Source organism: Streptomyces sp. NBC_00483 (genome assembly GCF_036013745.1).
GTDB lineage: Bacteria > Actinomycetota > Actinomycetes > Streptomycetales > Streptomycetaceae > Streptomyces.
On record NZ_CP107880.1, the window covers coordinates 8,762,030 to 8,779,778 of the forward strand.

Annotated in this window: 17 protein-coding genes and 1 pseudogene; 10 read left to right on the top strand and 8 right to left on the bottom strand. The window is 69.8% G+C overall.

Going from position 1 to position 17,749, the window contains the following annotated elements; translation table 11 throughout:
• Window positions 1-127: 127 nt before the first annotated feature.
• Both OHA73_RS39180 and OHA73_RS39185 read left to right on the top strand, forming a co-directional pair.
• Window positions 128-226: pseudogene (locus OHA73_RS39180) on the top strand (enolase C-terminal domain-like protein); the annotation flags it as partial.
• Window positions 227-245: 19 nt separating this feature from the next.
• Entirely contained in the window at window positions 246-473 is a 228-nt protein-coding gene (locus tag OHA73_RS39185) for an enolase C-terminal domain-like protein (RefSeq protein WP_327657535.1), read from the top strand.
• A gap of 6 nt (window positions 474-479) precedes the next feature.
• On the opposite strand, the gene OHA73_RS39190 is transcribed toward OHA73_RS39185, so the two are convergent.
• On the bottom strand, window positions 480-1,457 hold the full coding sequence (locus tag OHA73_RS39190; RefSeq protein ID WP_327657536.1) for a LysR family transcriptional regulator: 978 nt from the start codon (window positions 1,455-1,457) through the stop codon (window positions 480-482).
• A gap of 115 nt (window positions 1,458-1,572) precedes the next feature.
• Here OHA73_RS39190 and OHA73_RS39195 point away from each other — a divergent pair, with 115 nt between their 5' ends.
• Complete coding sequence (locus OHA73_RS39195; RefSeq protein WP_266723392.1) at window positions 1,573-2,187, top strand: LysE family translocator; 615 nt, start codon at window positions 1,573-1,575, stop codon at window positions 2,185-2,187.
• 18 nt (window positions 2,188-2,205) lie between these two features.
• Here OHA73_RS39195 and OHA73_RS39200 read toward each other — a convergent pair whose 3' ends face one another.
• A complete protein-coding gene (locus OHA73_RS39200; protein WP_266723394.1) occupies window positions 2,206-2,691 on the bottom strand; it encodes a MarR family winged helix-turn-helix transcriptional regulator in 486 nt (161 codons plus the stop codon).
• A gap of 126 nt (window positions 2,692-2,817) precedes the next feature.
• On the opposite strand from OHA73_RS39200, the gene OHA73_RS39205 reads away from it, so the two are divergent.
• The 3 genes from OHA73_RS39205 to OHA73_RS39215 all read left to right on the top strand — a co-directional run bounded on the left by OHA73_RS39205 (window position 2,818) and on the right by OHA73_RS39215 (window position 8,310).
• Window positions 2,818-3,777, top strand: a complete 960-nt coding sequence (locus OHA73_RS39205) for a quinone oxidoreductase family protein (protein WP_266723396.1) — start codon at window positions 2,818-2,820, stop codon at window positions 3,775-3,777.
• 782 nt (window positions 3,778-4,559) lie between these two features.
• Window positions 4,560-6,317 carry a SulP family inorganic anion transporter gene (locus tag OHA73_RS39210; protein WP_327657537.1) on the top strand — a complete coding sequence of 586 codons (1,758 nt, stop codon included), beginning with the start codon at window positions 4,560-4,562 and terminating at the stop codon, window positions 6,315-6,317.
• Between the two features lie 169 nt (window positions 6,318-6,486).
• Window positions 6,487-8,310 carry an alkyl/aryl-sulfatase gene (locus tag OHA73_RS39215; protein WP_266723400.1) on the top strand — a complete coding sequence of 608 codons (1,824 nt, stop codon included), beginning with the start codon at window positions 6,487-6,489 and terminating at the stop codon, window positions 8,308-8,310.
• Between the two features lie 20 nt (window positions 8,311-8,330).
• Here the strand turns inward: OHA73_RS39215 and OHA73_RS39220 are convergent, their stop codons facing one another.
• Window positions 8,331-9,173 carry a DUF1206 domain-containing protein gene (locus OHA73_RS39220; RefSeq protein ID WP_266723402.1) on the bottom strand — a complete coding sequence of 281 codons (843 nt, stop codon included), beginning with the start codon at window positions 9,171-9,173 and terminating at the stop codon, window positions 8,331-8,333.
• Between the two features lie 298 nt (window positions 9,174-9,471).
• Here OHA73_RS39220 and OHA73_RS39225 point away from each other — a divergent pair, with 298 nt between their 5' ends.
• Window positions 9,472-9,627, top strand: a complete 156-nt coding sequence (locus OHA73_RS39225; protein WP_266723404.1) for a DUF6131 family protein — start codon at window positions 9,472-9,474, stop codon at window positions 9,625-9,627.
• Between the two features lie 136 nt (window positions 9,628-9,763).
• On the opposite strand, the gene OHA73_RS39230 is transcribed toward OHA73_RS39225, so the two are convergent.
• On the bottom strand, window positions 9,764-10,333 hold the full coding sequence (locus OHA73_RS39230) for a TetR/AcrR family transcriptional regulator (protein ID WP_266725694.1): 570 nt from the start codon (window positions 10,331-10,333) through the stop codon (window positions 9,764-9,766).
• Between the two features lie 110 nt (window positions 10,334-10,443).
• Here OHA73_RS39230 and OHA73_RS39235 point away from each other — a divergent pair, with 110 nt between their 5' ends.
• Together OHA73_RS39235 and OHA73_RS39240 are read left to right on the top strand one after the other, a co-directional pair.
• Window positions 10,444-11,109 carry an O-methyltransferase gene (locus OHA73_RS39235; protein ID WP_267068017.1) on the top strand — a complete coding sequence of 222 codons (666 nt, stop codon included), beginning with the start codon at window positions 10,444-10,446 and terminating at the stop codon, window positions 11,107-11,109.
• 94 nt (window positions 11,110-11,203) lie between these two features.
• Window positions 11,204-11,488, top strand: coding sequence for a hypothetical protein (locus OHA73_RS39240; protein ID WP_327657538.1), 285 nt, complete (start codon window positions 11,204-11,206; stop codon window positions 11,486-11,488).
• 439 nt (window positions 11,489-11,927) lie between these two features.
• Here OHA73_RS39240 and OHA73_RS39245 read toward each other — a convergent pair whose 3' ends face one another.
• Entirely contained in the window at window positions 11,928-13,553 is a 1,626-nt protein-coding gene (locus OHA73_RS39245) for a DHA2 family efflux MFS transporter permease subunit (RefSeq protein WP_327657539.1), read from the bottom strand.
• A 129-nt stretch (window positions 13,554-13,682) separates the two neighbouring features.
• Between OHA73_RS39245 and OHA73_RS39250 the strand changes: the two genes are divergently transcribed.
• Window positions 13,683-14,171 (top strand): MarR family winged helix-turn-helix transcriptional regulator, encoded by a 489-nt coding sequence (locus tag OHA73_RS39250; protein WP_327658615.1) that lies wholly within the window; start codon window positions 13,683-13,685, stop codon window positions 14,169-14,171.
• A gap of 56 nt (window positions 14,172-14,227) precedes the next feature.
• Here the strand turns inward: OHA73_RS39250 and OHA73_RS39255 are convergent, their stop codons facing one another.
• From OHA73_RS39255 to OHA73_RS39265, 3 genes are all read right to left on the bottom strand, one after another.
• Window positions 14,228-15,634 carry an MFS transporter gene (locus OHA73_RS39255; RefSeq protein ID WP_327657540.1) on the bottom strand — a complete coding sequence of 469 codons (1,407 nt, stop codon included), beginning with the start codon at window positions 15,632-15,634 and terminating at the stop codon, window positions 14,228-14,230.
• Between the two features lie 53 nt (window positions 15,635-15,687).
• On the bottom strand, window positions 15,688-16,608 hold the full coding sequence (locus OHA73_RS39260; protein ID WP_266723413.1) for an amidohydrolase family protein: 921 nt from the start codon (window positions 16,606-16,608) through the stop codon (window positions 15,688-15,690).
• An 86-nt stretch (window positions 16,609-16,694) separates the two neighbouring features.
• On the bottom strand, window positions 16,695-17,720 hold the full coding sequence (locus OHA73_RS39265) for an amidohydrolase family protein (RefSeq protein WP_327657541.1): 1,026 nt from the start codon (window positions 17,718-17,720) through the stop codon (window positions 16,695-16,697).
• Window positions 17,721-17,749 lie beyond the last annotated feature (29 nt).

Genomic DNA, 17,749 nt, shown 5'->3' on the forward strand with positions numbered 1-17,749 from the left:
CGCATGTCAATGCCGTGGCGGGATGCACTGCTTACGACTCCGCCGCACACCCGGTCACGGCTGCCGTGGTGCAGGTGACCGACTGATGTGAGCGGCGGCCGGATCCCTCGGAGACGACGTGACCCTGATGTGCGACGCCAATCAGCGCTGGGACCTGTCGACCGCGCACCGGAGGATGCCGGTCCTCGAAGAGACGCGCATGGACTGGGTGGAGGAACCGCTGCACGCCGACGATCTCGACGGCCATGTCGCTCCGCAGCGCTCGACGACCCTCGACATCGCCGCGGGGCGAAAGTATCTACAGCTACCAGCAGTTCACCGGCTTCATCGCCCACGACGCCGTCCGTGTCGTCCAGCCCGACGCCACCCGGCTCGGCGGTGTGACCGAATGGCGGCAGGTGTCCACGGCCGTCGCGGCCCGGGCCCGCCGGGGCTGGCAGCTGCGCGGGGTCGGCGCGTTGCGTGGCGCATAAGGCTGCCTACGTGCCAGTGGACTCTTGTCCCTGCCCCTCGCCGGTGTCGGTGTCGGTGTCGGTGTCGGTGTCGGCGAGCTCGCGGGCGACGTCGTCCAGCAGGTGCAGAAATGCGCCGACCAGCGGAGTGAGGCTGGTGTCCGTGGGGGTCACCGCGTGGATGCGTCGGTGTGGGCGGGGCTCGGCGAGGTCGCGGTGGGTGGTGCCGGGGACGTGGGTGAGGGCGAGGCGTGAGACGAGGGCGACGCCGACGCCCGAGGCGACCAGGGCCTGCGCCACGTCGTAGGACTCGGTCTCGAAGCGCACGCGTGGCGCGAACCCGGCCTTGGCGGTGAGGAGTTCGAGCTGCTCGCGCGGGCCCTGCCCGGAGGTGATGGCCACCCACGAGGCGTCGCGCAGCTCCCGCAGCGTCAGGGCGGTGCCGGGTGGACGTTCGACGGCCAGCGGGTGGTCGTCGGGGAGTACGACCACCATGGGGTCGACAAGGAGTGGATGGACCGCTACTCCGGCAGGGGCGGTGAAGGACGGTCCCCACTGGGCGGCCACCGCCACGTCGAGTCGGCCTGCCGTGATCTGGTCGGTGGCGCGCGCCGAGATCACGTCGATGACGGACACGTCCGCGTCGGGGTGACGGTGGCGCAGTGCCGTGAGAGCCGGCGGCAGCAGGTGCAGTGCGGCCGCCTGGAACGCGCCCACCCGCAGCCGCAGGGCCAGGTGGCCAAGGAGGCCGGCCAGCCCTGCGGCGGCCTTGGCCGTCTCCGCCTCGATGACCTCGCCGTGCGCGGCAAGCAGCAGCCCCGCCTCGGTCAGCCGCGCTCCGCGTGCGCTCCTGGTCACCAGTGGCGCCGCACAGTCCCGCTCCCACCGGGCCACTCGCTGGGTCACCGCCGCCGGGGTGAGCCCGAGCGCGTGCGCCGCCCCGGTGAGGGAGCCGTGCCGGTCGATGAGGGCGAGGAGCCGCAGCTGGTCGGGTTCGACGTGCATTCACTCAACTTAACGCTGACCGTGACTGCGGTGACTTCCCTGAAGGCTCGGGGCGGGGAAACCTGGTGGCACCAACGAGTTCGACTCCCCTTCCGGCAAAGGAAAAGGCTGCCCCGTGCCCACCCACCTCCCCGCGTTCCTCGCCACCACCCTCCTGCTGTCGATGCTGCCGGGACCCGGCCAGGCACTCATGACCCGGCAGACACTCATGGGCGGGCCTCGCGCCGCTTGGGCGACCATCGCGGGCAACTCCACGGGGATCGTGCTCTGGTCACTCGCCGCGTCCGCCGGCCTCTCCGCTGTCCTGCTCGCCAACCCGCACGCGCTCGAGGTCGTCCGCCTCGTGGGCGGGGCCGTACTGGTGTGGCTGGGAATCTCCACCCTGCGGGCATCGAGGAAGAGCAACGCCACAGCCGAGGGCGGTGGGGCGGTGCGCTCCTGGAAGGGATTCGCCGTCGGGCTGGGAACGAACCTCGGCAACGCCAAGGCGGGAGTCTTCGCCGTCTCGATGCTGCCGCAGTTCGTCACGGACGGCGGGTCACTCCTCGTCTCCGGCACCGTCCTCGGCGTGGTCTGGGCGCTGGTCACGGCCGCCTGGTACGTGGCCTTCACCTGGGCCGTGGGCCGGGGGCGGCGGCTGGTGTCGAGGCCGGCCGTTCAGCGCGGCCTTCAGGTCACCACCGGAGGGGTGTTGCTGGTGCTCGGCGTGGCGGTGGCGTCGGGCCTGTGAGCGCCGACGTCCTGACCGCTACGCGCCGGAGGCCCCGTCGCCCGGGGCGGCGGCGCGCAGGAGTTTCGCCGCCACTGCCCGAAGGTCGCCGCGCTCCGTGGCTGTCAGCGGCTCGGTCAGTTCGGTGACGGCCTGGTCCATCTCTGCGGCGCACAGTTCCGCGAGGGCGCGGCCCGTCGGAGTGAGGGCGATCAGGACGCTGCGGCCGTCGTGCGGTGAGGGGCGGCGTTCCACCAGCCCGCGCTTCTCGGCGCGGCTCGCCAGTCCGGTCATGGAGGACTTGTCCAGGCCCAGGTGGCGGGCGAGTTCGAGCATGCCGGGTGTGCGGTCACGCAGGATGCCGAGGAGACGGACCTGAATCAGGGACAGGTCGTGGTCGGCGGCCATGCGGGAGAGGATCCCCTGGACCAGGAAGGAAAGCTGGACCAGGGCGTCGACGGTGTTCTGGGGTTCGTCCGCAGCCTGGGAGCCGTCCGTCCCCTGGGGAGTGGGGGTGGGTGTCACTGTGTCCGCCTCTGGCCGATCTGGTACGCGGCACGAACCACCTTGACTTGGTACGTGCCGCAAACTATCTTGAAAGTAGTACGTGTCGCAAACTATATGCGGTCACACTGCCTCGGGAGAACCCCTATGCACGCAGCCGTCGTCCATTCCTTCGACACCCCGCCCCGCTACGACACCGTCGACACCCCCACACCCCGGGGAGAGCGCGAAATCCTCGTGGACGTCGTCGCTGCCGGTCTGCACCCGCGCGTACGATCCTCCGCCGACGGCAGCCACTACACCTCCGAGGGTGTGCTGCCGCTCGTGCCGGGCATCGACGCCGTCGGTCGCACGGCGGAGGGGGAGTTGCTCTACTTCGTCGCCCCGGACACCGCGCTGGGCACGATGGCCGAGCAGGCCGTCGTGGACCGCCGTCGCGCCATCGCCCTGCCGCCCGACACCGACCCGGTCGCGGTGGCCGCGGCCATGAACCCCGGCATGTCCTCCTGGGTCGCCCTGCGCCGCCGCATCGCTCTCCCGGCGGGCGCACGCGTCCTGGTCCTGGGTGCGACCGGCAGCGCAGGCCGGCTCGCCGTGCAGATCGCGCGGCACCTCGGCGCCGAGCGTGTCGTGGCGGCCGGCCGCGATCCCGGGCGGCTGGCCCTGCTGCCCGGCCTGGGCGCGGACGAGACCGTCTCCCTGTCCGGCGGGCCCGAGCAGGTCGCCGAGCACCTCGGCAAGAGCGCCGGCGACGTGGACGTCGTCATCGACTACCTGTGGGGCGCGGCCACCGAGCATGCCCTGACCGCACTGCTGACCGCCCGACCCGACCGGAGCAGGCCCCTGGCCTGGATCCAGATCGGCTCCGTCGCCGGGCCGGACATCACCCTGCCGTCCTACCTCCTCCGCGCCGCCAATCTGCAGATCATGGGCAGCGGCCAAGGCTCGGTCACCACCGCAGGCATCCTCGCCGAACTCCCTTCCCTGGCAGCCGAGATCACCTCCGGAACCTTCTCGATCGACCCGTCCCCGCTACCCCTGTCGGAGGTCGAGCGGGCATGGACGATGCCGACGCCGCCTGGCCGGCGCGTTGTGCTGATCCCCTGAGGCGGTTTGGCGCACGACAAAGAGGGGCGGTGCCGCTGCGGCACTCCCCGAGACGAGACCTGCTGTGGCACGCCGTGCTGAGGAGCACTGCCGGCCATCGCCGTCTCAGCCGGATCACTGGGGGATGGTGACCAGGGTGCGGCCGCGGCCTCCGGCGTCGACGCGGTCGTGCGCTTTGGTGATCTCCTCCAGCGGGAAACGGGTCGCCGATGTCCACGGTGAGGGCGCCGACGGCGGCATCGTACGCGTGGCGGATGCGTGGGTCGGCGGCGTTGCCGTGCAGGAAGAACTCGGCGCAGCGGTAGTAGTTCGAGGCGCGCAGGAACCCGTCGCGGGCGCTGGTGTCGTGGCCGCCTTCCAGTGAGGTGCGGGCCTGGTCGGCGATCCGGTGGGCGGTGGCCAGCCACTGGTCGTGCCAGCTGTCGTAGTCACCGTCGGCGATGCCCTGGGCGGTGGTGGCGACTTCGCCGGAGTCGGCGCCGCCGTAGGCGATGTGACCGAGGGTCCGCAGCGTCTCGTACCAGAACGAGGGGTGGTCGGGGAAGAAGATCGGCTTCACCAAGGACTCCAGGGGTGTGGCCTGGCGTTGCGGCACCTTGATCACCGGCTTAGTTTCGCTCCATGGCGGAGACGGGATCTTTCGGGTTATTCGGCCGAGGTCTTGAGGGCCTGGTGGTGGAGGGGTTGGTGGCGGAGGGGGATCTGCCCCGCTGTGAGGACCCGCCGGGCCGGGGCTTCGACGAGCTCCACTTCCAGCCGGCGCGACGGGCGTGTTTGTGGGCGTGACACGGCCGAAGCCACCGAGGCTCCCGCGGCTCGGCAAGCCGCGGCCGTCCGACGTCTCCGCCGGGCTCGTCACCGGCCTGTTCTCCATCCCCGAAGGCATGGCGTACGCGGCGATCGGCGGCTTCAATCCGGTCGCCGGCATCTACGCGGGCGTCGTCCCGACCGTCCTCGGCTCGCTCTTCGCGCGCACCGTCCTGATGGTCACCACCCTCACCTCGGCGCTCGCGCTGACCTCGCAGAGCGCCATCAAGGAGGCCGGGCTCGACGCCAAGGACGTGGGCAACGTCGCCACGCTCGCCGTACTGGCCGGGACGGTCATGCTGCTGATGGGGGTGCTGCGGCTCGGCGTCGTCATGTCGTTCGTGTCGAACGCCGTGATGACCGGCTTCTCCACCGGCATCGCCCTCCAGATCATCACCGGCTCACTGAAGGACGCCACCGGCTACAAGCCGGGCCCGCACAACAAACTGGCTCAACTCGCCGACTGGGTCTGGCACATCGGAGACTGGCAGCTCGCCGCGACCCTCACCGCACTCGTCACCGTCGCCGCTTGGGCGCTGCTCCGGCTCGTCAAACGGCTGGAGGCGGTGGCCACCCTCATCGCGCTGCTCGCGGTCAGCGTCGGTGTCGCCGTCCTGGGCACGCACGTCGACCTGGCCCGCGACATCGGGCACATCCCGGCGGCGCTGCCCTCCTTCACCGCCCCAGACCTGTCCGCCGTCGGCGCGCTGCTGCCCGGAGCGTTCGCCGTCGCCCTCGTCGGCCTCGCCCAGGCCGCCTCCATCGGCCCGACCGTCCCCAACCCCGACGGCTCCAAGTCCTCCGTGAACGGCGACTTCGTCGCCCAGGGACTCGGCAACCTCGGCGGCGGACTGTTCGGCGCGCTGCCCACCGGCGGTTCCATGTCCCGCACGGGCGTCGCGGTCGGCGCCGGCGCCCGCACCCGCTGGACCGGTATCTTCGCCGGGCTGTGGCTGGCCCTCCTGGTCCTCACTCTCGGCTCCCTCGCCGAACGCATCCCGATGCCCGTCATCGGCGCCCTCATCATCGTCATCGGCTGCGAACTGGTCGTGGGCCGGCTGCCCGACATCCGCCTCGTACTGCGTACGTCACCGCTGTCGGCGGCGGCGATGGTGATCACGTTCCTGGCGACCACGCAGCTGCCGCTCCAGCAGGCCATCGTGATCGGCGCCGTGCTGTCGCTGCTGCTGTTCTGTGTGCAGGCGGCCCGGCAGACGCGGCTCGTCTCCCTGCACCGGGACACCGATGGCGGCCACTGGCGCACCGGCGATCCGCCGCGCCGCCTACCGCCCGGCGAGGTCACCGTCCTCGACTACGCGGGCACCTCACTGTTCGCCGAGCTGCCGCGCGTGGAGGCCGCGCTGCCCGACGTCCACGGGGCCCGGGACGCGGTCCTGGTGCTGGTGGTGCGCACGCTGCCCGATGTGCCCTCGTCGGCGGTGGTCAAGTTCCTCGACCGGTACGCCCGCTCCCTGTCCGACGAGGGCGGGCGGCTGGTCCTGGCCGGGGTGCAGCCCCCGCTCGCCCGCCTCCTTGAGGTGTCGGGGCTCGCCGAGCGCCTCGGCGAGGGCGGTGTCGTACCGGCGCAGCCCGAGATCTTCGCGCCGGTGGAGCGGGCGGTCGCGGAGGGCCGGGCCTGGATCACGTCGCACGAGAAGGCACCGGATGGGAGCCCGGAGGACCGGTCCGAGTCCGCCGGGCCTCGGCCGCCCGCCGCCGATCAGCCGCCATGATCCAGGCCCGGGCCGTAACAGGCAGCCCTGAGTCGTAACGGGCAGCCCTGAGCCTTCCTGAACTGAACGGCTCCCGCCCGACATGCGATCACCCCCGACCCACCCGATGCTGAGACGGACCGGCGCCGCCACGCGCCGGCCGGACCCGATCCGTGAAACGGAGCGCCAGATGACCGACGCCGCCGACCTGCCCTTCGACGACACCACCGACTTCGAGAACGCGGACCGGGGGTTCATCGACGCCCTCGTCCCCGCGGTCGTGAAGGGCGCCGACGGACAGGTCGTCTACGACAACGACGCGTACGCCTTCCTCAAGGCCGACTGCCCCGACACCGCGCACCCCAGCCTGTGGCGCCAGGCCCAGCTCTGCGCCCGCCAGGGACTGTACGAGGTCACCGAGGGCGTCTACCAGATCCGCGGCCTGGACCTGTCGAACATGACGCTCGTCGAGGGCGAGCGCGGTGTCATCGTCGTCGACCCGCTGCTGAGCGTGGAGACGGCCACCGCGGGCCTCGCCCTGTACCGGCAGCACCGCGGCGAACGCCCGGTCACCGGCCTCATCTACACGCACTCGCACGGCGACCACTTCGGCGGCTCGCGCGGCGTCCTGCCGCGTGGCACCGAGCAGGACGTGCCGATCCTCGCCCCGGCCGGTTTCCTGGAGCACGCGGTCAGCGAGAACGTGTACGCGGGCAACGCCATGACCCGCCGCGCGATCTTCATGTACGGCGACCGGCTGCCGAAGTCGCCCGAGGGCCAGATCAGCGCCGGCCTCGGCATGACCACCTCGAACGGCACGATCAGCCTCATCCCGCCGACCCTGGACATCACGCACACCGGGCAGGAGGAGACGATCGACGGTGTCCGCATCGTCTTCCAGCTCACCCCGGGCACCGAGGCACCGGCCGAGATGAACTTCCTCTTCCCCGAGAAGCGGGCCCTGTGCCTGGCCGAGAACGCCACGCACAACATGCACAACATCCTGACCCTGCGCGGTGCCGTCGTCCGCGACGCCCGTGTCTGGTCCCAGTACCTCGACGAGGCCATCGAGTACTTCGCCGACGCCTACGACGTCGCGTTCGCCTCGCACCACTGGCCGACCTGGGGCCACGACAACGTCGTCCAGTTCCTCGCCACCCAGCGCGACCTGTACGCGTACATGCACGACCAGACGCTGCGCATGCTGAACAACGGCCTGACCGCCCCGGAGATCGCCGAGGAGATCCAGCTGCCGCCGGCCCTGGAGAACTCCTGGCACGCGCGCGGCTACTACGGCTCCCTCTCCCACAACGTCAAGGCGATCTACCAGCGCTACCTCGGCTGGTTCGACGGCAACATCGCCCACCTCTGGGAGCACCCCCCGGCCCAACTGGCCCAGCGATACGTGGAGTTGGCGGGCGGAGCCGACGAGGCGTTGTCCAAGGCCCACGGCTACGTCGACGCGGGAGACCTGCGCTTCGCCGCCACCCTCCTCAATCACATCGTCTTCGCCGAGCCGTCCCGCGAGGACGCCAAGGAACTCCTCGCCCAGGTCTACGAGAAGCTCGGCCACGGCGCGGAGAACGGCACCTGGCGCAACTTCTTCCTGACCTCCGCGATGGAACTGCGCCACGGCGTGAACCCCATCGCCATCGACACCACCAACCCCGAGATGGCGATGGCGCTGACCACGGACATGCTCCTGGACTCCATCGCCATCCGCATCGACGGCCCCCGCGCCTGGGACGAGAACCTCACCGTCGACCTCGTCCTGACCGACGAGAACACCCGGCACCGCCTCACCCTCCACAACGGCGCCCTCACCCACCGCACGACGGCCGCCGCCAAGCCCTCCGCGGACCTGACCCTCACCCTCACCAAGCCCCAACTCCTGGGCATCCTCGCCGGAAAGGGCCTCGACGGCGTGAGCGTGGACGGCGACCCGAAGGCCCTCGCCACCCTCTTCTCGTACGTCACCGAACCCGACAAGGCGTTCCCGATCGTCACGCCCTGATCCAAACGACGGGCCCTGGATCAGACCTTGCGCCAGCGGGCGTTCGCCCAGGAGAACGCGCCGAAGGCCATGAGGCCGAGCGCGATCAACGCCAGCAGCCAGGGCCCGACGGGAGTATCGGTGAAGGCGCGCAGGGTGTCGTCCATGCCCTTGGCCTTGCCGGGCTCGTGGCGGACGGCCGCGACGATGGCGAAGGCGCCGGCGACACAGAAGACCGCGCCCCGTGCCGTGCCGCCGAAGACCCCGGTCACATCGACCGCCTGTCGGGGCCGCTTCGACATCTCGGACATCCTCAGATGCTTGTGGAACTTACGCAGAAGGGCCCTGACGGCGAGCCACAGGCCGGCCACGGCCAGCGCGGCACCGGCGACCCCCACGATCCACGTGCCGCCGGGCCAGTCCAGCGCCTTGGCCGTGACATCCTGCGAGTCCTTGTCCGAGCTGCCACTGCCGCTGCCCTTGCTCCCGGCCGCGTAGCTGAGCACGGAGTACGAGACGAATCCGTAGAACACGCAACGGGCCCCGGACATCGCCCGCTTGCTCGCCTTACGGCCGTCAGGTCCCGCCTGCCCGAACGCCGCCTCGGTCAGCCGCCACAGCGCCATCCCCGCCAGGGCGATGCCGAGAAGCCACAACAGGGCGGTACCGAAAGGCTTCTGGGCGATCTCGGTGACCGCGCCGCCCCGGTCCGCCTGCTGACCTTCGCTGTCGGAGAAGGCGATCCGCAGGGCCAGGACGCCGATCAGGACGTAGAGGACTCCCCGAGCGACGAAGCCCGCACGGGCTCCTGCCGCGACCGCGTTGCTGTTCGCTGCGCGACGCGCGTGACCGCGTCCGTGTGCTGGTGCCCATCGAGTGGCCATGTCCCACCGAATGCCCCGGGAACGGGAGGCGAAGCATCTGGCCGAACAGCAGTGAGGTCGCGGGACGAGCGTTACCCGATTCACGGCAACGGGCCGCGGTTCGTGGCCCGTTGACGCATGAACGACGGATGGCGGGGCACTCGGACCGGGCACGAGGAATCCAGCGGCCGCTGAACGCGCGGTCGGCTGGGATGCCACCCCGGCCCGGGACACACGGACGGGCAGGTACCGGGTGAGGCGGGTCCGGCAGGACGAGGATCCGTACGCACCGAAGAGCCTTTGAGATCGGAACCCGAAAATGATTGTCCTCGGCGCCATCTTGCTCATCATCGGCCTGCTGGTCGGTATTTCGCTGCTTACGATCGTCGGCAGTGTGCTCGTCGTGGTCGGCGCGGTTCTGTGGATCGCCGGTTCGACGGGCCGCGCGGTCGGCGGGCGCAAGCACTACTTCTGACAAGCGCTACTTCTGAGTTGCACCCTGTGTGGTTGTGGCACGGCGGGCGCGCCCTTTGCGCCCGCCGTGCCGTTGCGCTCAAGTGTGCATCGCTCGACGCAAGTTGAACTTCTCACCCGGCTCTGTACACCCGCAGTCAGGGTGAACGCAGGACTTGCATGAACTGGTCCGCAAGCGCCTTGGTGTCGATGCCGCTCGCGTCGTGCCCGGTGAGGATGCGGAAGAAGGGTGGCCCGATCAGGAGCGCGGTCGCCTGTTCCGCGGACAGGGCGGTGTTGCCGGCGGTGCGAGCCGTTTCCACTGTTGCCGCGGCGCTCTCTCCGAGGATGTCCCGGGAGGCCAGTAGAAGCGCGACGTCCGGATCGTGCTGGGCCTCCCCGATGAGGGCCCGGTAGGCCGCTCCAGCGTGCGAGTGCGCCAGGAAGGCGACGAGGGCGTCGAGGTAGGTCTCCACGTCCTTGCGGGCGTCACCGCTGCGAGGCACCGCCAGTTCTTGCTGGGCGTCGAGCACGCTCGCCTCGTACAGGACCTCTGCCTTGTTCGACCACCAGCGGTACACGGTCTGCCGGCCCACGCCTGCCCGCTCCGCGATGCCCTTCATCGTCAGTGCCGCATAGCCGACTTCGACCAAGAGGTCGTCAACGGCGTGCAGCACGGCGGTCCGTGCGCTCTCACTGCGCGGTCGTCCACGGCCGCTGCCATCCATCATGCCCTCACTATAAACGAGACACCGTGCACCGCATGTGCTACTTTGCGGTGCACGGTGTCTCGTAAATGTGAACGTCGTGACTGGCCCCACCACTCAAGGAGCGAACCATGACCGCATCGCCCTGCACCCTTGCCGAACCACGTGTCGCCGCGGCCCTGGACCGGATGTTCGAGGCCGCAGCGCGCGACGAACAGGCCGCGGGACCTCTCGGGGCCCAGCAGTTCGCCGAGCGGGACAAGCTGACGGCCCAGCAACTCGCCGACGTCGCACAGGACGTCTACATGCCGGTCTCCGCAGAGGGCGGCAAGCTGCTCTACAACCTGGTACGAGCCGCCAGGCCGGCCACGGTCGTCGAGTTCGGGACCTCGTACGGGATCTCCACGGTGCACTTGGCCGCGGCCGTCCGCGACAACGCGGTTGGTCAGGTCATCACCACTGAGATGAACCACGCCAAGGCGGCGGCTGCGCGGGACACCTTTACCGCCACCGGCCTCGACGACGTGATCACCGTGCTGGAGGGCGACGCCCTGGAAACGCTTGCCGGACTGCAAAAGCCGGTCGATTTCCTGTTCCTGGACGGGTGGAAGGACCTGTGCCTGCCCGTGCTGCAACTCCTCGAGCCGCATCTCGCCCCGGGAACCCTCGTCGTCGCCGACGACGTCGAACTGCCCGACCTCGGCCCCTACTTGGACCACATTCGCGACACCGCCAACGGCTACCACAGTGTCACCTTCCCTGTGGAGGACGGCTTGGAGATCAGCTGTCGCTTGTAAGTGAAATGGGGGAGGGGGAGTGGGCTCTTTCGTCCGGCGGCGGACTCCACGAGACTGAGGCCGTCCAGGACGCCGAAGACGGGGGCCTCGCGAAATGGCGAACTTTTTCATGACCGGCGCCGCGATGTTGGCTCGGCACGCAGATGAAAAGCTTGCTCAACGCAAGCGTGAGTCACGTCGTCGGGCCGGAGCCGAGGGGCGCCGCAGCGCCGAAGCGGCCAGACGCCAGAGCGTCAACAACACCCTGGACGAACTCCGCCGCAAGCTGACCCTCGGCATGATCAGCCGCAAGGAATTCGACGAAGCTGTCGCCTCTTCGGGGAACCAGGGGCTGAGCCCCAAAGGCGCGGCGTTCACGCCACCCCCACTGCAGCCGTAGAGGCGTACGCAGGTGGGAGCCCCGCGACGACGGGGGATGCATCGCGGGGCTCCGGTCCTATTCTGGCACGGACTTACTCGTGCGTAACCCCGGGGGAGCGGATGGATGGCCGGAGCCGCGCGGGCGGCGATGCGGCTCTGCCTCCCATGTCGACGCCGGTCCGTCCGGGCCCGCTGGAGCCGCGCCAAACCAATTCGGCGCGGACCCAGCAACCCCGCCCGTCTGCGCGAATACGAGCGGGGTACTCCCGCTCCCCGCTGTCGCAGAGGGCACCCGCGCGAGGAGACGGTGGGGGAGCTGTCCGTCCTCGCGCTCGACGGCCGCCATCGATCGCCATGACCGGTGGCGGCTGTTCCAACCCGACGAGTGCCCCTTCTGGTTGAGGGCATGCCGGGGGTCGGGTGGGCGAGACGAATGCCTCGCCCTGCATCGCTGCCTGTCACGGCAGGGCCGGTTCCGTGTCGGCGTCGGCCGTCTCGGTCCCGTCCGGCGCCTGTGGCGGCATGGCGGGGATGAGCAGCGAGGCGAGCAGGCCCAGAACGACGAACCCTGCCGCGATGCGGCCGCCGATGGCGACACCGTCGGACATCGCCGAGCGGGCCGCGTCGGCGACCGAGGCCGTCTGCGGATTCCCGGCCAGCGGGCCGATCGCGGCTCCCGCGCTGTCGGTGACGGCGTGGCTGAACTTGTCGGCGGCCCCGGGCAGGCCGGAAGAGACCAGGCTGTCGTGCAGCGTGGAACTGAGTGTCGTGAAGAACACCGTGGTGAGCGCGGCGATGCCGAGGGCGGAGCCGAGCTGACGGAACGCGCTCTGGATGCCGGAGCCCTGACCGCTGCTGTCGTCGGGGATGTCGGCGAGTACGACGTTGGTGACCTGGGCCGTGGCGAAGCCGACGCCGATGCCGTAGAGGAAGAGCATCGCCGAGATGGCCCACCAGGAGGTGTTCGGGGCGGCCACCAGGGCGACGCCGGCCAGGCCGACGACTTCGAGTGCGAGGCCGATGCGCAGCTGGATCAGCGGAGAGACCTTGGCGGCCATCCCGAAACTGGCCCCGCTGGCGACGAAGCTTCCGAGGGCCACCGGCACCAGGGCGAGCCCGGCCTGCAGCGCGCTGTAGCCGAGGGTGAACTGCAGCCACAGCGGGAGCACCGCGACGATGCCGAACTCCCCGACGCCGATGATCAGGGTGGCGATGTTGCCGCCCCGGAACGAGGCGATGGAGAAGAGTCGTACGTCCATCATCGCCATGGAGGCGTCGTCGCCGCGGGCCAGTTTCGACTGGCGGCGCACGAACAGGACCAGCGTGAGGGCGGCGAGGGCCAGTGCGACCAGAACGGGCGAGGGCCCGCTGCCCCAGGTGAAGCCGAGAACGTCGAGCGGGTGGACGGTGGCGACCCAGCCGTAGACGCGGCCCTCGACGAGCCCGAAGGCGAGCAGCCCGAGCCCGACGACGGACAGCACGGCGCCGGGCGCGTCGATACGCCCCTTGGCCCGGGGCGAGCGAGCCATGTAGCGCACCACACCGAACGCGACGAGCACGGACAACGGCACGTTGATACCGAACGCCCAGCGCCACGAGACGTGCTCGGACAGCCAGCCGCCGAGCAGCGGACCGAGTGCGGCGGCCGCGCCGATGGTCGAGCCCCAGACCGCGAAGGCCTGACCGCGGGCCTTTCCGGTGAAGTTGGCCTTCAGCAACGCCAGCGAGGTCGGCAGGATCATCGCCGCACCCGCGCCCTGCAGGAAGCGGGCCAGGATCAGCAGGCCGCCGTTCGGCGCAAGACCGGCGAGCACGCTGGTGGCGCCGAAGACCACGACACTCCAGGTGAAGACCTGGCGGGCGCCGAGCATGTCGGACAGTCGGCCGGTGAGCAGCAGCAGCGCGGCGAAGACGATCGCGTACGACTCCTGGATCCACTGCGCCTGCGAGGAGTTGACGCCCAGGTCCTCGACGACCGAGGGCGTGATCACGTTGACGATCGTCGTGTCCACGACGATCAACGCCACGCCCAGGGCGATGGCGATCAGTCCGAGCCACCGCCTGGTGGCTGTCGAGCCCCGCATCCCAATACCTCCATGGCGAAGTCTCTCCACGATGAAGGTATTAAGGTGTGGGTAGATTGTCAAAGGTGATCTGCGAGTGCAGGTCCGGCGATGGTGACGCAGACGCAGGGGAAGGACGGCCCGTTCGTGATGGAGGAGTCGGCGCTCGATGAGGTGGCGGAGCGGCGCGAGCTGCTGGTGGAAGCCCTGAGGGTCTATGGCGGCCACTACGCGGAACTCAGCCGCAGCTTCGCCGCGCATCTCGGCCTGTACTCCACGGACGCGGCCGCGCTCTTGGAGATCATCGCGGCCGAGGAGCGCGGCGCCCCGATCTCCCCGGCCCGCCTGAGCAAACGCATCCTGCTGTCGTCCGGGGCGACGACCTCCCTCCTCAACCGCCTCGAGGACGCCGGACACATCGTCCGCAGCCGCGAACACAGCGACCGCCGCGTGGTCACCCTGCGCAGCAGCCAGCACATCCAGGAGCGCGCCGACGAATTCTTCCGCCCCTTGGCGGCGCCCATGGACACCATCATCGGCCGCTACCCGCCGGAACTCCTGGAGCAGTTCGGGGAGTTGCTGGGGGAGATGTGCGTCGCGATGGACACTCACCTCACGCAGGTGAACCAGGACGTGTGACGGATACGTGGCCGCAGCCCGTCGGGGGATGTACGTCGTGTCGTACTGCTCCCGAATCAGTCGGCGCGGCCCGGCGCCCCCACGTCGGCAACCTCCGCAGGTGCCTTGGTCGCGGCGAGCCGGGCCCGGCGTGTGCGGGGACCGAAGAGTGCCAGGACGACGGCGCCGACCATCCACGTACCGGCGATGAAATAGAAGACCGTGCGGTAGCCGTGGTTGGTGTACAGGGACGCGACGATCAGCGGACCCGCGGCGTTCGACAGGCGGCCGAGGCCGTAGGAGACGCTCGTGCCCAGGGAGCGGCCGCGGGTGTCGAAGAGTTCGGGGGAGTAGGCGTACGCCAGGGCGGTGTAGCCGCGCTCGAAGAAGTTCACCAGGAAGCCGAACACGACGATGAAGACCGGGCTGAACGTGAGCCCGTACAGCAGTCCGCAGATCGCGATGACCGTGCCGAACACCGTCAGCGACCACTTGCGCTCGAAGCGGTCCGTGACCAGCGATGCCAGGTACGAGCCGAGCGGTGCGCCGACCGTGGTGAGTGCCACGTAGAAGACGGACTTCTCGACGCTGAGGCCCTCCTTGGCCAGCAGGGTCGGCGCCCAGCTCGAATAGCCGAAGAAGCCGATGGTCTGCGTCACCCACAGGACCGTGAGGAGAAGCGTCGGAAGCAGGTACTTCTTCTGCAGAAGCAGCCTCAACGGGGCTTTCTGCGCAGGGACTTCGTCGACCGGCGGCGCGGGCTCGGGGAGCGGGCCCTTCTCCGCGGCGACGTGCGCCTCGATCTCCCGGAGCACCGCGTCGGCCGCGGCGTGGTCGCCCCGGCTCTCGTGCCAGCGCGGCGACTCCTTGAGGTGCCGGGTGAACAGGACGAGCAGGATGCCCAGCGAACCCCACAGGTAGACCAGCCGCCATGACCAGTCGCTGAGCGGGACGACGAGGCTGGCGATGAGGTTGGTGACCGGGGTGCCGCAGATGCCGATGACGATGGCGTACGCCTGGTACTTTCCGCGGACCGCGGCCGGATACATCTCGCTGACGTAGACGACGGCCACGACGGTCATCGCGGACAGGCCCGCCGAGGTCAGCACGCGGAAGACACCGAGGGACACCAGGTCCCAGGAGAACACCGAGGCGAACGAGAAGACGGCGAAGAAGAGCGTCGTCTGCAGCAGCGCCCGCTTGCGCCCCCACCGGTCGGCGATGGCGCCGCCGACGATCGAGCCGATGAACATGCCGACGAAGGACAGCGAGGTCACGTAAGCGACCTGGTCGACCGAGATACCCCACAGGTCGACGAGTTTCGGTGCCGTGGTGGCGAAGCTGTTGATGTCCGCGAACTCGAAGAAGTACGCGAAGGCGACGGCGAGCAGGGTGAGCTTGTGGAAGCGGGATATGGGGAGCCGGTTGAGCCTGTTCAGCGCGTTGGAGTGGCTGGGCCGGTGGGCGTAGGTGGATGGGGACATGTGACGCCTTTGTCAGGTGGGCCTGGGGGAGGGGGTGGAGGGGGGCTTCGGGTTCAGACGTCCTCGCCGGGCCAGTACAGGCGCATCGGGTTGGCGACGAGGAGCTTGTGCCGCTGCTCCTCGGTGACGGCGATGTGCCGTACGTGGTCGACCAAGAGGCCGTCGTCGGGCATGTGGTCGGTGAGGTTGGGGTGGGGCCAGTCGGTGCCCCACAGCACCCGGTCGGGGAAGGTCTCGACGACGCGGCGGCCGAAGGGGACGACGTCGGTGTAGGCGTGCTGTTCGCCGTCGAGGGCGGCGGGCCCGGTGACGCTGAGGCGCTCGGGGCACGTCACCTTCACCCAGACGTCGTTGTGCTCGACGAAGCGCAGGAAGCGGGTGAACTCGGGGCCGTCCACGGGCCGGCTCACGTCCGGTCGCCCCATGTGGTCGATGACCAGCGGAGCGGGCAACGAGGCGAAGAACGCCTCCAGTTCGGGCAGATCGGCGCTCTCGAAGTACAGGACGATGTGCCAGCCGAGCGGTGCGATCTTCCGGGCGATGGTGTGCAGCGCGTCCTTGGGCGAGGTGTCCACCAGGCGTCGTACGAAGTTGAAGCGGACCCCGCGCACGCCCGCGGCGTCGAGCTCGCGCAGCTCGGCGTCGCTGATGTCCGGGCGGACGGTGGCGATGCCCCGCGCCCTGCCGCCCGCGGAACGGACGGCGTCGACCATGGCGGAGTTGTCCGCGCCGTGGCAGGTGGCCTGCACGATCACATTGCGGGCGAGGCCCAAGTGGTCCCGGAGCGCGAACAGTTGGTCCTTGCCGCCGTCGCAGGGCGTGTACTTGCGCTGCGGCGCGAAGGGGAACTCGGCCTGCGGGCCGAAGACATGACAGTGGGTGTCGACGGCTCCGGCCGGCAGCCGGAACGTCGGCTCGGACGGTCCCTCGTACCAGTCGAGCCATCCGGGGGTCTTGGGGGCAAGGGTGTGCACTGCTCTGCTCTCCGTACGAGGTGGGGGTGTCGGGTGACGTGTCGTGGGCGCCTCAGTGGGTCCGGCGCCTCAGTGGATCCCGCGCCTCAGCGGCCCTGGCGCTTCAGCAGCGCGTCGAGCCGGGGATACACGGCACGGGCGTTGTGCTCCTGGATCGCCGCGAGGTCGTCCGTGGGCAGCCCGGCCGCCTCGGTGTACCGACGTGTGTCGTCGAAGTGGTGTCCTGTGCACGGGTCGATGTCGCGGACGGCGCCGATCATCTCGGAGGCGAAGAGGATGTTCCGCGACGGCATGACGTCGAAGAGGAGGTCCGAGCCCGGCTGGTGGTAGACGCAGGTGTCGAAGAAGACGTTGCCGAGGACGTGCTCCTCCAGCGGCGGCTTGCCGAGTGCCATCGCCAGTCCGCGGAACCGGCCCCAGTGGTACGGGACGGCGCCGCCGCCGTGCGGGATGACCAGGCGCAGGGTCGGGAAGTCGGCGAACAGATCGCCCTGCACGAGCTGCATAAACGCGGTGGTGTCGGCGTTGAGGTAGTGGGCGCCCGTGGTGTGGAAGGCCGGGTTGACGCTCGTACTGACATGGACCATCGCCGGGATGTCGTACTCGACCATCTTCTCGTAGACGGGGTACCACGAGCGGTCGGTGAGCGGTGGCGCGGTCCAGTGGCCGCCGGACGGATCGGGGTTGAGGTTGAGCGCGACCGCGCCCAATTCCTCGACGCAGCGGGTGAGTTCGGGGATGCAGGTGGCCGGGTCGACGCCGGGGGACTGGGGGAGCATCGCGGCGGGGGCGAAGCGCTCGGGGTAGAGCTGTGCGACGCGGTGGCACAGGTCGTTGCAGATCGACGCCCAGGCCGCCGAGGTGTCGAAGTCACCGATGTGGTGTGCCATGAACGAGGCGCGCGGCGAGAAGACCGTCAGGTCGATGCCGCGTTCGTCCATGAGACGCAGCTGGTTCGGTTCGATGCTCTCGCGCAGCTCGTCGTCGCTGATCCGCAGCTCTGCCCGCGCAGGGGAGGGCGTGCCGTCGGTGAGTGAGGCGATCTGCCGCTTGCGCCAGGATTCGAGCGCCGACGGTGCGGTCGTGTAGTGGCCGTGGCAGTCGATGATCATGTGCTGTGTCCTTAGGGGCCGACTCTGTC

Bases quoted from the DNA above. Each gene is read 5' to 3' on its own strand.
- OHA73_RS39220 (WP_266723402.1), bottom strand. From the start codon at position 9,173: ATGGCCACTCGATGGGCACCAGCACACGGACGCGGTCACGCGCGTCGC.
- OHA73_RS39255 (WP_327657540.1), bottom strand. From the start codon at position 15,634: ATGTCCCCATCCACCTACGCCCACCGGCCCAGCCACTCCAACGCGCTG.
- OHA73_RS39235 (WP_267068017.1), top strand. From the start codon at position 10,444: ATGACCGCATCGCCCTGCACCCTTGCCGAACCACGTGTCGCCGCGGCC.
- OHA73_RS39205 (WP_266723396.1), top strand. From the start codon at position 2,818: ATGCACGCAGCCGTCGTCCATTCCTTCGACACCCCGCCCCGCTACGAC.
- OHA73_RS39240 (WP_327657538.1), top strand. From the start codon at position 11,204: ATGGCGAACTTTTTCATGACCGGCGCCGCGATGTTGGCTCGGCACGCA.
- OHA73_RS39230 (WP_266725694.1), bottom strand. From the start codon at position 10,333: ATGGATGGCAGCGGCCGTGGACGACCGCGCAGTGAGAGCGCACGGACC.
- OHA73_RS39265 (WP_327657541.1), bottom strand. From the start codon at position 17,720: ATGATCATCGACTGCCACGGCCACTACACGACCGCACCGTCGGCGCTC.
- OHA73_RS39190 (WP_327657536.1), bottom strand. From the start codon at position 1,457: ATGCACGTCGAACCCGACCAGCTGCGGCTCCTCGCCCTCATCGACCGG.
- OHA73_RS39185 (WP_327657535.1), top strand. From the start codon at position 246: ATGTCGCTCCGCAGCGCTCGACGACCCTCGACATCGCCGCGGGGCGAA.
- OHA73_RS39250 (WP_327658615.1), top strand. From the start codon at position 13,683: ATGGAGGAGTCGGCGCTCGATGAGGTGGCGGAGCGGCGCGAGCTGCTG.
- OHA73_RS39215 (WP_266723400.1), top strand. From the start codon at position 6,487: ATGACCGACGCCGCCGACCTGCCCTTCGACGACACCACCGACTTCGAG.
- OHA73_RS39245 (WP_327657539.1), bottom strand. From the start codon at position 13,553: ATGCGGGGCTCGACAGCCACCAGGCGGTGGCTCGGACTGATCGCCATC.
- OHA73_RS39225 (WP_266723404.1), top strand. From the start codon at position 9,472: ATGATTGTCCTCGGCGCCATCTTGCTCATCATCGGCCTGCTGGTCGGT.